The sequence below is a fragment of the Luteococcus struthionis genome (genome assembly GCF_048595755.1).
GTDB lineage: Bacteria > Actinomycetota > Actinomycetes > Propionibacteriales > Propionibacteriaceae > Luteococcus.
On sequence record NZ_CP184360.1, the window covers coordinates 2,830,008 to 2,844,613 of the forward strand.

Annotated in this window: 13 protein-coding genes; 10 read left to right on the plus strand and 3 right to left on the minus strand. The window is 67.5% G+C overall.

The window, feature by feature from the left end:
- Nucleotides 1-118 precede the first annotated feature (118 nt).
- The gene (gene hemW / locus ACOAMO_RS13230; RefSeq protein WP_420175214.1) at nt 119-1,327 is read right to left on the minus strand and encodes a radical SAM family heme chaperone HemW; all 1,209 of its coding nucleotides are present in this window, start codon (nt 1,325-1,327) and stop codon (nt 119-121) included.
- 71 nt (nt 1,328-1,398) lie between these two features.
- Here hemW and ACOAMO_RS13235 point away from each other — a divergent pair, with 71 nt between their 5' ends.
- From ACOAMO_RS13235 to ACOAMO_RS13245, 3 genes are read left to right on the plus strand one after another with little or no spacing between them, the layout of a single operon-like run.
- Complete coding sequence (locus tag ACOAMO_RS13235) at nt 1,399-2,685, plus strand: ABC transporter substrate-binding protein (protein WP_420175215.1); 1,287 nt, start codon at nt 1,399-1,401, stop codon at nt 2,683-2,685.
- Complete coding sequence (locus ACOAMO_RS13240) at nt 2,685-3,617, plus strand: carbohydrate ABC transporter permease (RefSeq protein ID WP_420175216.1); 933 nt, start codon at nt 2,685-2,687, stop codon at nt 3,615-3,617. The genes ACOAMO_RS13235 and ACOAMO_RS13240 overlap by 1 nt, the downstream gene beginning before the upstream one ends.
- The gene (locus tag ACOAMO_RS13245; protein WP_420175217.1) at nt 3,614-4,450 is read left to right on the plus strand and encodes a carbohydrate ABC transporter permease; all 837 of its coding nucleotides are present in this window, start codon (nt 3,614-3,616) and stop codon (nt 4,448-4,450) included. The genes ACOAMO_RS13240 and ACOAMO_RS13245 overlap by 4 nt, the downstream gene beginning before the upstream one ends.
- Nucleotides 4,451-4,468: 18 nt before the next feature.
- Here the strand turns inward: ACOAMO_RS13245 and ACOAMO_RS13250 are convergent, their stop codons facing one another.
- Nucleotides 4,469-5,815, minus strand: a complete 1,347-nt coding sequence (locus ACOAMO_RS13250) for a GntP family permease (RefSeq protein WP_420175218.1) — start codon at nt 5,813-5,815, stop codon at nt 4,469-4,471.
- Nucleotides 5,816-6,142: 327 nt separating this feature from the next.
- On the opposite strand from ACOAMO_RS13250, the gene ACOAMO_RS13255 reads away from it, so the two are divergent.
- Together ACOAMO_RS13255 and ACOAMO_RS13260 are read left to right on the plus strand one after the other, a co-directional pair.
- Nucleotides 6,143-6,655: a rhomboid family intramembrane serine protease gene (locus ACOAMO_RS13255; RefSeq protein ID WP_420177048.1), complete on the plus strand. Its 513-nt coding sequence runs from the start codon at nt 6,143-6,145 to the stop codon at nt 6,653-6,655.
- 124 nt (nt 6,656-6,779) lie between these two features.
- The gene (locus ACOAMO_RS13260) at nt 6,780-8,288 is read left to right on the plus strand and encodes an alanine/glycine:cation symporter family protein (RefSeq protein WP_420175219.1); all 1,509 of its coding nucleotides are present in this window, start codon (nt 6,780-6,782) and stop codon (nt 8,286-8,288) included.
- 95 nt (nt 8,289-8,383) lie between these two features.
- On the opposite strand, the gene lepA is transcribed toward ACOAMO_RS13260, so the two are convergent.
- Nucleotides 8,384-10,231: a translation elongation factor 4 gene (gene lepA, locus ACOAMO_RS13265; RefSeq protein WP_420175220.1), complete on the minus strand. Its 1,848-nt coding sequence runs from the start codon at nt 10,229-10,231 to the stop codon at nt 8,384-8,386.
- 162 nt (nt 10,232-10,393) lie between these two features.
- Here lepA and ACOAMO_RS13270 point away from each other — a divergent pair, with 162 nt between their 5' ends.
- The 5 genes from ACOAMO_RS13270 (at nt 10,394) to rpsT (ending at nt 14,493) form a co-directional block, all read left to right on the plus strand.
- Nucleotides 10,394-11,335 carry an ABC transporter ATP-binding protein gene (locus ACOAMO_RS13270; protein WP_420175221.1) on the plus strand — a complete coding sequence of 314 codons (942 nt, stop codon included), beginning with the start codon at nt 10,394-10,396 and terminating at the stop codon, nt 11,333-11,335.
- Between the two features lie 42 nt (nt 11,336-11,377).
- Complete coding sequence (locus tag ACOAMO_RS13275; protein ID WP_420175222.1) at nt 11,378-12,244, plus strand: ABC transporter permease; 867 nt, start codon at nt 11,378-11,380, stop codon at nt 12,242-12,244.
- Between the two features lie 26 nt (nt 12,245-12,270).
- Complete coding sequence (locus ACOAMO_RS13280; RefSeq protein WP_420175223.1) at nt 12,271-13,521, plus strand: sensor histidine kinase; 1,251 nt, start codon at nt 12,271-12,273, stop codon at nt 13,519-13,521.
- Between the two features lie 5 nt (nt 13,522-13,526).
- A complete protein-coding gene (locus tag ACOAMO_RS13285; protein WP_420177049.1) occupies nt 13,527-14,132 on the plus strand; it encodes a response regulator transcription factor in 606 nt (201 codons plus the stop codon).
- Between the two features lie 100 nt (nt 14,133-14,232).
- Entirely contained in the window at nt 14,233-14,493 is a 261-nt protein-coding gene (rpsT, locus tag ACOAMO_RS13290) for a 30S ribosomal protein S20 (RefSeq protein ID WP_420175224.1), read from the plus strand.
- Nucleotides 14,494-14,606 lie beyond the last annotated feature (113 nt).

Sequence of the window (14,606 nt, forward strand, 5' to 3'; positions counted from 1 at the left end):
AAGGCTGACCGGGCACGTGCTGCAGCGCGTGCCCAGTCGATCTTCGACGTGCCCAGTGGGGCCCCGACACCACCGGCGGCCGAGCCTGGCCCCACATCACAGCCAGCGCAGGCGAAACTCAGTCCAGCAGGTCGCGCACCACCGCGTCGGCGAGCAGGCGTCCCTGCAGGGTCAGCACCAGGCGGCCGTCGCGAAGCTCCCCCAGTCCGCGCGCGAGCACCCCGTCAACCCGTACACGTTCGGAGTCGGTGAGCACCGCGAGCGGCAGGCCGTCGGCCAGGCGGAGCTCCAGCAGGACCCGCTCGATGCGACGGTCGTCGGCGGCCACCAGCTCGCGTCCGGCACCGGGGGTACGGCCCTCGGCCAGGGCTGCGGCATAGCTGCGGGGGTGCTTCACATTCCACCAGCGCACTCCCCCGGCGTGGCTGTGCGCGCCGGGGCCGATCCCCCACCAGCTGTGGCCGAGCCAGTAGGCCATGTTGTGCCGTGCCCGGTGCTCGGGGCCCCGGGACCAGTTGCTCACCTCGTAGTTCTCCAGGCCCGCGGCCACCAGCAGCTCCTCGGTGGCGAGGTACTTGTCGGCCAGGTCATCGTCGTCGGTCATCGGCAGCTGCCCCCGACGGATCTGGTTCGCCAGCCTGGTGCCGTCCTCGACGATCAGGGCATAGGCGCTGATGTGCTCGGGCTCGGCCTCCAACGCCGACTGCACGCTGTTGCGCCAGTCGTCCAGGCTCTCCCCGGGGGTTCCGTAGATCAGGTCCAGGCTCACGTCGCCGAAGCCCACGTCGTGGGCCAGCCGGGCCGCCGCCACGGCCCGGCCGGGGGTGTGGCGACGTTCCAGGATGCGCAGCACCCCGGGATTCGACGACTGCATCCCGAGGCTGATGCGGGTGAAGCCCCCCGCCAGCAGCTCCTCCAGCAGTTGCGGGGTGATCGTCTCGGGGTTGGCCTCGGTGGTCACCTCGGCGTCGTGCTGCAGGCCGAAAGCGTCGCGGACGTGGGCCAGCAGCCCGGACAGCTCTGCCCCCGACAGCAGGGTTGGGGTGCCGCCGCCGAAGAAGACGGTGCTGGCCGCGGGCGCCTGCTCTCCCAGCACGCGACGTGCCAGGTCAATCTCGGCATGCGCGGCGGCCAGGTAGTCGGCCGTGCCGGTGCCCTGCAGCTCATTGGCGGTGTAGGTGTTGAAGTCACAGTAGCCACACCGGGTGGAGCAGAAGGGCACGTGCAGGTAGATGCTCAGCGGGGCGCTGCCCACCTCGGCCAGCGCTGCCGCGGGCAGGGCGCCGGAGTCGGGTACGGGCTCACCGTCGGGAAGGGCAGAAGGCACGCGGCAACCCTAGCTGGCGTCCAACCCGCAGGCAGTCAAACTTTCAAGCCGTCACGCCCTAGAATCTCGCCATGAACCTTTCACGTCGCCATCTGCTGACCCTGACCGGTGCCGCCGTCGCCACCGGCGCCCTCGCCGCCTGTGGCAGCAACAAGGGCGGGCTCGAGTCCGGCTCGTCGCCCTCCGTCTCGGCCCCTGCTGGCTCGGGCGCCACGCTGACGCAGTGGTACCACGAGTACGGTGAGCCCGGCACGCAGGAGGCGGTCAAGAAGTACGCCGCGGCCTATGACAAGGCCACGGTGCAGGTGAAGTGGAATGTGGGCGACTACGCGAAGCTGCTCAGCGCCGCCCTGCTCACCAATGACGTGCCCGACCTGTTCGAGTCGGAGATGGGCCCCAACATCGACATGATCAAGGCCGGCCAGGTGGCCGACCTGACCGACGTGGTGGGCGACGACGCCAAGAAGTTCGACCAGGAGCTCATCGAGCGGATGAGCTATGAGGGCAAGATCTACGGCATCCCGCAGGTGGCCGACATGCACCTGCTCTACTACCGCAAGAGCCTGTTGGAGAAGGCCGGGGTGAAGCCGCCGACCACCTTCAAGGAGCTGGTGACGGCCGCCGAGGCGGTCAAGACCAAGGACATCGGCGGGCTGTTCGTCGGCAATGACGGTATCGGCCCGATCGCCGCCGCCCTGCTCTACGCCTCGGGCAATGACTGGTTCGATCCCAACCGCACCAAGGCCGGCTTCCTGGACAAGAGCTTCTACGACGCCCTGACCGGCTTCCGCGACCTGTTCAACTCCGGTGCGCTGCTGCAGAGCGCCAGCAAGGACTGGTTCGACGGTTCCCCCTTCGCCAACGAGGAGACCGCCATGCAGTGGGGCGGGCTGTGGTCGATGACCGACATCCAGAAGGCGCTGGGGGACGACTTCGGGGTGCTGCCCTTCCCCGCCATCGGCAGCAAGGGCAAGCAGGCCACCATGTTCGGGGCCTTCGGCACCTGCGTCGCGGCCAAGGGCAAGAACGTGGAGGCCGCCAAGCAGTACGCCAAGTGGCTGTGGGTGGACCAGACCGAGTACCAGGTGGACTTCGCCAACAACTACGGCACCCACGTCCCGGCCCAGCCGGCGCTGGCCTCGCAGTGCACCAAGCTGGCCGACGGGGCCGGCGCGGATGCCGCCAAGATCTTCACCGAATTCGGCAGGCCCGCCTCCGACATCATGTGGTCGGGCGCCATGGGCGATGCCTTTGGGGCGGCGGTGAGCAATGTGGTCAAGAAGAATGCCGACCCCGCCAAGGAGATGGCCGCCGTCGGCAACAAGGTGACCGCCGAGCTGAAGCGCCTCAACGGCTGATGCTGGCGCGACTGCGACGAAGGCTGGGAGGACACCAGGGAAGCAACTGGTGGTTCCTGGCCTTCGTCGCGCCCTTCGTGGTGGGGTTGGCGATGTTCGTCTACATCCCCATCATCTGGAGCGCCTACCTGTCCTTCTTCGACGCCCGCAACACCGTCACGCCGACGCGTTTCGTCGGCCTGGCCAACTACCGCTACCTGCTGGGCGACGAACTGTTCCGTGACTCGATCCTCACCTTCATCGGCTTCAGCGCCTTCATCGTCCCGGCCACCTTCACCGCCTCCCTGGGGTTGGCCCTGTTGCTGGACGGCATCAAGACCGGACAGGCCTTCTTCCGCTCGGTCTTCTTCATCCCCACCGCGGTGAGCTACGTGATCGCGGCGATGGTCTGGCGGCTGGCCTTCTTCAGCGGCACCCGCTTTGGCCTGGTCAACTCCATGCTGCGCCAACTCGGCGGCGAGAACGTCAACTGGTTGGGTGGCACCAATTCCTGGTACTGGCTGGTGCTGGTGAGCCTGCGACTGTGGCTGCAAGCCGGCTTCTACATGATCCTGTTCATCGCCGGGCTCAACAAGATCCCCCGCGAGACCTACGAGGCCGCCGCCCTGGACGGCGCGACCGGCTGGCGACGGCTGCGTTTCATCACCCTGCCGCAGCTGCGGGCCACCTCGGTGGCGGTGGCGACGTTGCTGCTGATCGGTGCCTTCCAGGCCTTCGACGAGTTCTTCAACGTGCTGGGCACCATGGGCAGCTACCCGCCCTACGGCCGTCCGCCCCTGGTCCACCTCTACCTGATCAGTCTGGGCGGCGGACAGCAAGACCTGGGGCTGGGCGGCGCTGGAACCATGATCATCACCGCGCTGATCGTCTTCTTCGGTCTGCTGCAGAACTGGCTGGTCACCCGCGGGGAGCGCAAGGAGGGACGCGCATGATGGCCGGACGTCGCCGCAGCAGCCTGCTGACCGGGCTGCGCTACCTGGTGCTGGTGCTGCTCAGCGTGGTCTTCCTGCTGCCCTTCTACGTGATCGTGCGCAATGCCTTCGCCTCGCAGAAACTGATCACTGCCCCCCGCTGGCAGTGGCTGCCCGACCAGGTGAACCTGGACAACTTCACCGCCTTGTTCGCCGACGACAACGTGGGCATGGTGCCGGCGCTGTGGCACTCGGCGGTGATGGCCATGGCACAGACCAGTCTGACGGTGCTGATCGCGCTGCTGGCCGGCTATGCGCTGGCCCGCTACGACAACCGACTGTCGCGCATCCTGCTGGGCTTCACCCTGTTCACCCTGATGGTGCCCGCCTCGGTCACCTTCATCCCGATGTTCGTGATGACCGCCCAACTGGGATGGATCGACTCCTTCCGCGGCCTGGTGGTTCCGGGCATGTTCAGTGCCTTCGCCGTCTACCTCTTCCGCCAGAACTTCCTGGGCTTCCCCAAGGACCTGGAGGAGGCGGCCATGATCGACGGCGCGAACCCGTGGAGCACCTTCTGGCGAGTGGTGGCCCCCAATTCCTTGGGCATCGTCGGCGCGGTGGGCACCATCACCTTCATCGGCAGCTGGAATGCCTTCCTGTGGCCGCTGCTGGTGGCCCGTGAGAACACCCGGACGGTGCAGGTGACGCTCAGCCAGTTCATGACCAGCCAGGGGGTGAACTACCCGGTGCTCTTCGCCGGGGCCCTGGTGGCGATCATTCCCGTGGTGGGCGTCTTCCTCTTCCTGCAACGCTTCCTGGTGGAGGGCGTCGAGACCTCCGGCATGAAGTGAGGCCTCGACGCCACCGGTTCACAGCACCAGGCCCAGAGCGATCACCATGGGCAGCGAGATCAGCGATCCGATGGTGGTGACCGTCGTCATCGTCTTCAGGCTGCCCTGGGTGCTCAGCCCCAGCAGCGCCTTGAACATCCAGAAAAAGTTGCTGTTGACGTGAAGCGCGAACAGCGAGCCGGAGGCGATGCCCAGCCCCACCGCCACGGGATTGACGTCCATCTGACCCAGCAGCGGCGCGATGATGCCCGCCGCCGTGATCGCAGCCACCGAGACCGAACCGATGGCCAGGTGCAGCACCGCCGCCACAAACCAGGCCAACAGGATCGAGATCACCACGGGCGCACCCGCGTCGGCATTGAACATGCCGCCCAGCACCGAGGCCAGGCCGGTCGCCTTGATCACCGCGCCCAGCGAGCCACCGATGCCGGTGACCAGCAGGATCTCACCGGAGGTCTGCAGGCCGTCGCTGAAGGCCTGGTTGGAGGCCTCGGCCCCGGCGGTGCGACGCGACAGGACGAAGGCCATCAGCAGCCCGACGAACAGCGCGATGTTGGCATTGCCCAGGAAGTCGATGAGCTGGTTGCTGAACTTGAAGAGCTCCGCGAAGGCGCCGAAGGCGATCATCACCAGCGGCACCACGATGGGCAGCAGGCTGATCGACAGCGGCGGGGTGGCGGCCGCGTCGTCCTCACTGGCCTCCTGGGCACGGGCCTCGGACTCCAGCAGCGCCTCGGACTCCTCCTCGTCCTTGTCCGGATTCCACCACCCAAGGCGCAGCAGCTGCTGGAAGACCACCACGGTCAGCAGGGCCGTGAGCGGACCGACGACGATGCCGAAGAGCAGGTACTGCCCCAGCGAGATGTCCATCAGGCCGGCGATCGAGATGGCCGACAGGCCCGGCACCACGAAGACATAGCCGGCGAAGATGCCGATGCCCAGGGCGCCGGCCATCAGTGCCAGACCGTTGCGCCCCATGTGCTTGGAGGCCTGGCGTGCCACCGGCGCGGCCAGCACCACCTGCACGTCGACGTAGATCGAGGGCAGGATCGTGGCCAGCGCCAGCGCCAGGCCGTAGGGAATGCGGGTGGGGCCGAAGGCCCGCAGCAGGAGCCGCACCATCTTGGTGAAGGCCCCGGTGGTGTGCAGCAACGAGCCGATCAGCACGCCGAAGCCGATCAGCAGACCGACGCTGCTCATGATGTTGCCGAAGCCGTCGGTGATGGCCTCCACGGTGCCGGGGAAGCCGACCCCACCGGCCAGACCGAGGTAGACGGAGCCGATCACCAGACTGATGACGGGATCGATCTTGAACTTGATGATGAGGAGGACGACCGCGACGATGGCGATCGCTGTGTGCAGCACTAGCAAGCGATGCTCCCGAAGATGAGTTGGAACCCGGCACGGCCGTCGTGGACGCGCCCGGGCGGTGTCCCTGCAACCCCGCGGGCACAGACTACTGACTGATGGGACGCTGCCTCGATTCCGGGCGGGGCCGCACCACTGCCACGGCGCTGATGAATTCCCCAGAGGAGCAGAGGGCCGGCCGTGCCGGTTCACCTGCTGGTTGCCCGCTCAGGTCACACTGGAGGCATGAGCCAGCCCGGACTCCCCCAGCCGCATGCCACCTCGCGGCCGCCCGCGTCGCGGACCCGCACCTCCACCCTGCTCGCCACCGTACCCGTGGCCATCATGTGGGTGCTGGAGGCCATCGACACCATCACCTTCAACATGCTCGATCGCTTCGGCATCCTGTCATGGCATCCCGACGGCCTCTGGGGCCTCTTCACCGCCCCGTGGCTGCACTTCGGTTGGCAACACCTGGCCAACAACTCCGTGCCGCTGCTGGTGCTCGGCTTCTTCGTCGCCCTGTCCGGGGTGCGACGCTGGGTCATCACGACGCTGGTGGTGGCAGTCACCTCGGGTCTGGCCGCCTGGCTGCTCAGCCCACCCAACACGATGACGCTCGGCGCCTCCGGCATCGTCTTCGGATGGCTCACCTACCTGCTCAGCCGGGGTTGGTGGAGTCGTGACTGGAAGCAGGTGCTGCTGGGCGTGGTCGTCTTCGTGGTCTACGGCAGCGTGCTGTGGGGCGTGCTGCCCACCACCCCCGGGGTCTCCTGGCAGGGTCACCTGGGTGGGGCCGTCGGCGGGCTGCTCGCGGCACGGCTCGTCCACCGGGCACGCCCGGTGACTGCTCGCTGACAGGCCCGACTGCGCACGGCGCGAACCGCTGTGGTCAAATGTTCTTCTTGACCGCCGCGGCAGCAGCGACCCGCCCCCAGCTTCGGGCCCGTCGCCTGCCCAGTCCGAACAGGCAGGATCCGCAATGGACACCACCACACTGATGGACACCATCAACTCCGTCGTCGCATGGCTCAACGACTCGCTCAGCTGGGTACTGATCGTGCTGGTCATCCTGGCAGGCATCAGCTTCACCCTGCTGACCCGCGCGATGCAGTTGCGGCACTTCGGCACCATGCTCCGGGTCGCCCTGGATTCACGCACCGGCGCCGGGGACGGCATCAGCTCCTTCCAGGCCTTCTGCATCTCACTGGCCTCCCGCGTCGGCACCGGAAACATCGCCGGCGTCGCCATCGCCCTGGCGCTGGGCGGGCCAGGCGCCATCTTCTGGATGTGGCTGATGGCATCACTCGGCATGGCCACCGCCTTCATCGAGGCCACCCTGGCCCAGCTGTACAAGGTTCCCCACCACGACCGCAGCTTCCGCGGTGGCCCTGCCTACTACATGCAGCGCGGCCTCAAGAGCCGTCCGCTGGGCATCCTGTTCGCCGTGCTGCTGGTCTTCACCTTCGGCTTCGTCTTCCAGATGGTGCAGGCCAACACCATCGCCGCCGTCTTCGACAAGTCCTTCAACATCAGCCCCTATGTCACTGCGGCCCTGCTGGCAGTGGCGGTGGGCGCCGTGGTGCTGGGCGGCGTCAAGCAGGTGGCCCGGGTCACCGAGTGGATGTCGCCGATCATGGCGCTCATCTACGTGCTGCTCGCCACCATCATCATCGTGATGAACCTCGGTGAGGTGCCCCACGCCATCGCCTCCATCGTCAAGGGCGCCTTCGGGCTCGACCAGACGCTGGCGGGCGTCGGCGGTGGCCTGCTGGCCACCCTCCTGAACGGCATCAAGCGCGGCATGTACTCCAACGAGGCCGGTATGGGTTCGGCCCCCAATGCCGCCGCCGCAGCCACCACCAGCCACCCCGCCCACCAGGGCCTGATCCAGTCGCTGGGCGTCTTCGTCGACACGATGATGGTCTGCACCGCCACCGCCGTGGTGATCCTGCTCTCCGACGCCTCGGTCTACACCCCCGGCGTGACCACCAAGGCGATGGCGGGCGCCACCCTCACCCAGGACGCGATGGCCTACTCGCTGGGCAGCTGGGTGGGGCCGGTCTTCACGGTGCTGGTCTTCGTCTTCGCCTTCTCCACCCTGCTGGGCAATGAGACCTATGCCGAGATCAACATGGACTTCATGAGCGGAGGACGCGCCGGTGAGCTGGCCATCCGCATCATGACCATCGCCTCCAGCGCCCTGGGCGCCGTCCTGGCACTCGACCTGGTGTGGTCACTGGCCGACATCGCCATGGCCCTGATGGCCGTGACCAACCTCGTCTCGATCGTCTTCCTGGGCAAGTACGCCGTCGCGGCGCTGCGTGACTTCGAGTCCCAGCCCGATCCGGTGGCCGCGCAGTTCAACCTGGACGACAACCGCTTCATGCCCGACGGCATCCCCGGAGAGGTCTGGCACAAGCGCCCCGGCCACGAGGCGGGCAAGTGGTTCCACCCCGACGGTGAGGACGCGCTGACCGCAGCCGACTGAGGCCCCTGCGACATCGACAAGCGCCCCACGGTTCTGAGAGAACCGTGGGGCGCTTCGCCTTGCGAGCCCGGTGCTGGAGCCACTCCGCGTGGGTGCTACTTCTTGGCGTCCTTGTCCTTGCCGCCACCCTCACCGGTCTGCAGGGCTGCGACGAAGGCTTCCTGGGGAACCTCCACGCGGCCCACCATCTTCATGCGCTTCTTGCCCTCCTTCTGCTTCTCGAGCAGCTTGCGCTTGCGGGAGATGTCACCGCCGTAGCACTTGGCCAGGACGTCCTTGCGGATGGCGCGAATGGTCTCACGGGCGATCACGCGAGCACCGATGGCGGCCTGGATCGGCACCTCGAACTGCTGGCGAGGGATGAGGTCCTTCAACTTGCTGGCCATCGCCACGCCATAGGCATAGGCCTTGTCCTTGTGGACGATGGCGCTGAAGGCATCCACCGGGTCACCGTGCAGCAGGATGTCCACCTTCACCAGCTCGGCGGCCTCCTCGCCGGAGATGTCGTAGTCGAGGCTGGCATAGCCCTTGGTCCGGCTCTTGAGGGCGTCGAAGAAGTCGAAGACGATCTCGCCCATCGGCAGGATGTAGCGAATCTCGACGCGGTCCTCGGAGAGGTAGTCCATGCCGGTCTGGATGCCACGCTTCTGCTGGCACAGTTCCATGATGGTGCCGATGTACTCGCTGGGCGCCAGGATCGTGGCCTTGGCGACCGGCTCGTAGACCTTGTCGATCTTGCCCTCGGGGTACTCCGACGGGTTGGTGACGGTGTGCTCCTTGCCGTCCTCCATCACCACGCGGTAGACCACATTCGGCGCGGTGGAGATCAGGTCCAGGTTGAACTCCTGCTCCAGGCGCTCACGGGTGATCTCCATGTGCAGCAGGCCCAGGAAGCCGACGCGGAAACCGAAGCCCAGCGCACCCGAGGTCTCGGGTTCGTAGGTGAGGGCCGCATCGTTGAGCTGCAGCTTCTCCAGCGCCTCGCGCAGCACCGGGAAGTCATTGCCGTCGATCGGGTAGAGCCCGGAGAAGACCATCGGGTTGGGGTGGCGGTAGCCGCCCAGGTCCTGCTCGGCGGGGCGAACATCGGAGGTCACGGTGTCGCCCACACGGCTCTGGCGCACGTCCTTCACGCCTGTGATGAGGTAGCCCACCTCGCCCACACCGATGGCGTCCGACTTCATCGGTTCGGGGCTGATGACGCCCACCTCGAGCACCTCGTGGGTGGCCTTGGTGCTCATCATGCGGATCTTCTCGCGGTGGCTCAGCTGGCCGTCCACCACACGCACATAGGTGACCACGCCGCGGTAGGTGTCATAGACCGAGTCGAAGATCAGCGCACGGGCCGGGGCTTCCGCGTCGCCGACCGGCGCCGGGATCTGCGCCACGATCTGGTCGAGCAGGTCGTCGACGCCCTGGCCCGTCTTCGCGGAGACCAGCAGCACGTCGGAAGGCTCGCAACCGATCAGGCCGGCCAGCTCCGCCGCGTACTTCTCCGGCATGGCGCCCGGCAGGTCGATCTTGTTCAGCACCGGGATGATGGTCAGGTCGTTCTCCATCGCCAGGTACAGGTTGGCCAGCGTCTGCGCCTCGATGCCCTGGGCGGCGTCCACCAGCAGGATCGCGCCCTCGCAGGCGGCCAGCGACCGCGAGACCTCGTAGGTGAAGTCGACGTGGCCGGGGGTGTCGATCATGTTCAGGATGTGGGTGGCTCCGTCGACCTCCCACGGCATGCGCACGGCCTGTGACTTGATGGTGATGCCGCGTTCGCGTTCGATGTCCATCCGGTCCAGGTACTGGGCGCGCATGGCGCGCTGCTCCACCACCCCGGTGATCTGCAACATCCGGTCGGCGAGGGTCGACTTGCCGTGGTCGATGTGCGCAATGATGCAGAAATTGCGAATGATCGCCGGGTCGGTCGATCCAGGCTGTGGCGCGCTCAATGCACTCCCCGTCGTCGTGTAGGTACAGGTGGGACGAGTCATCTTCTCATGAACCGTCCAACAACTCATGTTCGGCAATCGCGTCACCGATGACAAATGTCATGGTGCACCGGTGATCGCCAGCACTGGGGGCGGGGCCGTCGTGGCACCAGACTCGAAGCCATGGACACCAGCACTGAACCCGTCATCCAGGCCACCGGACTGCGACGCCGCTACGGACGCGGCCGCAACACCTTCGAGGCGGTGCGCGGCGTCGACCTCGACGTCGCCCGCGGCGAGCTCTTCGCCCTGCTCGGCACCAATGGCGCCGGCAAGACCTCCACCCTGGAGGTGCTCGAGGGCCTGGCGCCCGCCAGCGACGGCCAGGTGCGGGTGCTGGGGCATGATCCCTACCGGCAGCGCCAGCAGATCATCTCGCGGATGGGCATCATGCTGCAGCAGGCCGGCTTCCCCGAGAGCCTCACAGTGGCAGAGACCGCCACCATGTGGCACGGCACGCTCTCCACGCCTCGCCCCATCGCCAGCGTGCTGGCCGACGTGCAGCTCAGTGAGCGCGCCGGCGTGCCGGTCAAGAGCCTCTCGGGCGGCGAGAAGCGACGCCTGGACCTGGGGCTTGCCCTGATGGGCCGTCCCGAACTGGTCTTCCTGGACGAACCCACCACGGGCCTGGATCCGCAGAGCCGCCACGTCACCTGGAACCTGGTGCGTTCCCTGCTCGACGAGGGGTGCACCGTGGTGCTCACCACCCACTACCTGGCCGAGGCGGAGGAATTGGCCGACCGGATCGCGATCATGCACCAGGGCGTCATCCACACCGAGGGCACCGTGGCGCAGATCGTCGCCACGCAGAATGCCCGCATCGAGTTCGACTCCCCCGACGCCCGGCTGCTGGACCTGGCCAGCCTTCCGGCCCTCGCGGAGCGAATCGAGGTCAGTGGTGAGCGCGTCGAGCTGCAGAGCAAGCACCTGCAGACCACCTTGGCCGAGCTGATGGCCCGCGCCGCACAAAACCAGGTGGAGCTCGGCCGTCTGCAGGCCCGCAGCGCCTCGCTGGAACAGGCCTTCATGGCCATCTCCGAGCAGAGCCATTCGCTGGCCGCCTGAGCCCTCCCCCCAACTCACAACACCCCAGAACAGGACATGGACATGAGCACCACACCCGTCGTCGCCGCCCATCAGGCCACAGACCACCAGCCAGTTGCCAAGGACCGCCCCTCGACCCCGCTGGGTCGCATCGCAAGTCTCACCCGCGCCGAACTCAAGATGCTGTTGCGCAGCAAGGTGAGCTTCTTCTACGCCATCTCACTCGCCCCGATGATGGTGGTGCTCATGGCCGAGATGCCTGCCACCAAGAAGCTGATGGAGGCCATGCCGTCGGGCGGCGCGGCCACCATGATCACGGCGATCCTGGTGATCAGCGGATTGAGCCTTGCCATCTACTACAACCTGACCACCGCGACGGTCGCGCGGCGTGAGGCCCTGGTGCTGAAGCGGCTGCGCACCGGGGAGGCCAGCGCCACCGAGGTGCTCGTCGCCCTGGCCAGCCCCAACCTGCTGATCTTCGCGCTGCAGGTGCTGCTGGTCCTGGCCATCACTGCCGCCGCCTTCGGCAGCCCCCAGTTCACCAATCCCGTGCTCTTCGTGCTGGCACTGCTGCTCGGCGCGGTCTTCTTCGCGATCGTCAGCTTCCTCACCAGCGTCCACACCCGCACCGTCGAGGCCTCCCAGCTGACCACGATGCCCGGCATCTTCCTCTTCCTGGCCGTCTCCGGGCTGCTGATCCCGCTCTCTGTGATCCCCGAACGCCTGCAGCTGGTCTTCGAGCTGCTTCCCGTCGCCCCGATCGCCGACCTGGTGCTGATGGGACTCAACGGCACCACCCTGGACGGCCAGCACCTCAGCACCGGCCAGACCTGGGGCACCGCGGTACAGCCCATCCTGGTGATGGTGATCTGGATCGTGGCAGCCGGCTGGCAGTTGCACCGCACCATGGACTGGGAGCCCCGCCGATGACCGCGTCGAGCTGGTTCACTGGTGCGGTGAGCCAGCTCGACCTCGACCCCCGCCCCCACGGTTCCCTCGCCGATCGGGTCCTGGGCAGCACCCCCACCCAGCGGCTGGTGCGGTACACGAAGTTCTCGCTGTGCATGCTTCCGATGACGGGGCCGATCGTCCAGCTGGCCCCCTTGTGGGCCCGGGGTGACGTGGTCCGCCCCTGGCAGGCGGGCGTGTGCAGCCTGGCCTCGGTCCTGGCCTGCCTCGGCGCGCTGCTGCTCCTGAGCCCTGCCCTGGCCCCCAGCCTGGGCGGGCCACGCCCCAGCGTGAGGCAGTGGCTGCCCGTCGCGGCCCTCACCGCCACCTCGATGGTTCTGCCGCTGTTCCTGCTCCCCCATGACCCTCGGCTGGGATGGGCCTCCGGGCTGGCGCAGGCCTGTCTGGCAGCCGCCGGGCCGGCCAGCGTGCTCACTTGTCTGCTGGGACCCAAGGGAACCAGGCTCCTGTTGCTGGCGACGCTCCTGCTGCCACCCACCGTGTCGCTGCTCACCGGGGGCCATCGCGTCATGAGCCTGATGGCGAGCATTGCGCCGGCCGTCTACGCGGCGATGTTCATCCTGGGTGGTGTGTTCACGGCGTGGATGATCAGCGTGATCGCAGCGCTCGACGAGGCCCGCCACACCAGCGCCCGGCTGGCGGTGGCCGAGGAACGCCTGCGCTTCGGGCGTGACCTGCACGACGTGGTCGGCCGTGGGCTCTCGGCCATCTCCCTCAAGAGCCAACTGGCGGCCGAGCTGTCGCGCCGCGGCCGGCATGAACACGCCCAGCAGGAGATGGCGGCGGTGCACCAGCTCTCCCAGGACCAACTGGCCGAGATGCGCGCCGTGGTGGCCGGCTATCGACGGGCCGAACTGACCAGTGAGTTGGCCGGTGCCCGTCGCCTGCTCGAATCCAGCGGCGCCCACGTGACGATCATCGGGCTCGACCTCGCGGCGCACTTGCCCGAGGAGGTGCAGGAGGCGCTGGCCTGGACCGTGCGGGAAGCAGCCACCAATGTGGTGCGCCACAGCTCGGCAAGACACTGCAGCATCACCCTGGAGGTGGGTGAATCGGCACGCTTGACCATCAGCAATGACGGGGCCCATCGTCCCGACGGATCCGCCACGGGTTCTGGCCTGCGTGGGTTGCAGGAGCGCTTGGCCCAGGCGGGCGGCCGACTGGAGCACGGGCTGGAGGGTGACAGTTTCGTCCTGGTGGCCAGCGTGGGCCTGCCCCGCGAGGAAGCGGCAGAATGAGCCATGTGATCCGCATCCTGCTGGCCGACGACGAGACCCTCATCCGCGACGCCCTGGCCGGTTTGCTCGGCCTGGAGGAGGACTTCGAGGTGGTGGCCGTGGCCGCCAGCGGAACCGAGGCCGTCGCCGCGGCGCGTCACCACCGGCCCGACATCTGCCTGCTCGACCTGCAGATGCCCGGCTGTGACGGGATCGAGGCCGCCGCCCAGATCTTGGCCGAGCTGCCCACCACCGGATGCCTGGTGGTCACCAGTCACGGCCGTCCCGGGCACCTGAAGAAGGCGCTGGCCACCGGGGTGCGTGGCTTCCTGCCCAAGACCACCGCCGCTGCAGAGCTGGGACGCGTGATCCGACAGGTCAACCGGGGTGGTCGGCACGTCGACCCGCAGCTGGCCGCCGAGGCGATCGCCGCGGGCGACTCCCCGCTGACCCCGCGCGAGGCCGACGTGCTCGAGCTGGCCGGCGATGGCGCGCCGGTGGAGGAGATCGCGCTGCGAGCGCATCTGTCGCCCGGCACCGTCCGCAACTACCTCTCTTCGGCGGTGGCAAAGTTGGGCACCCAGAACCGGCATGAGGCCATCGCGTTGGCCCGTCGGCAGGGGTGGATTTGAGCCAACTGCCGACGCACTGGTAGTGTGACGAGTCGCGTCCGACGACGCACCCAGATTTTCCTGAACTTTTTCAACCGTTCCAGTCAAGAAGGTTATCCACGTGGCAAACATCAAGTCCCAGATGAAGCGCAACAAGACCAACGAGAAGGCTCGTCAGCGCAACAAGGCCGTCAAGTCGGGTCTGCGTACCGCCGTGCGCCGCTTCAACGAGGCTGTTGCCGCCGGTGACACCGAGAAGGCGACCACGCTGGCTGCCCACGCCAACCGCATGCTCGACAAGGCCGCCTCGAAGGGCGTCATCCACAAGAACCAGGCCGCCAACCGCAAGTCGGCCATCTCCAGCAAGGCCGCTGCTCTCTGAGCCTGCCCCGCTGCTGACCCGCGCCGCCACCTGCGGCGCACCTGAACATCGTCGACCAGCGCCTCGTCCCGACTGGGGGCCGAGGCGCTGGTTGCGTTCCTACTCCAGCCTGC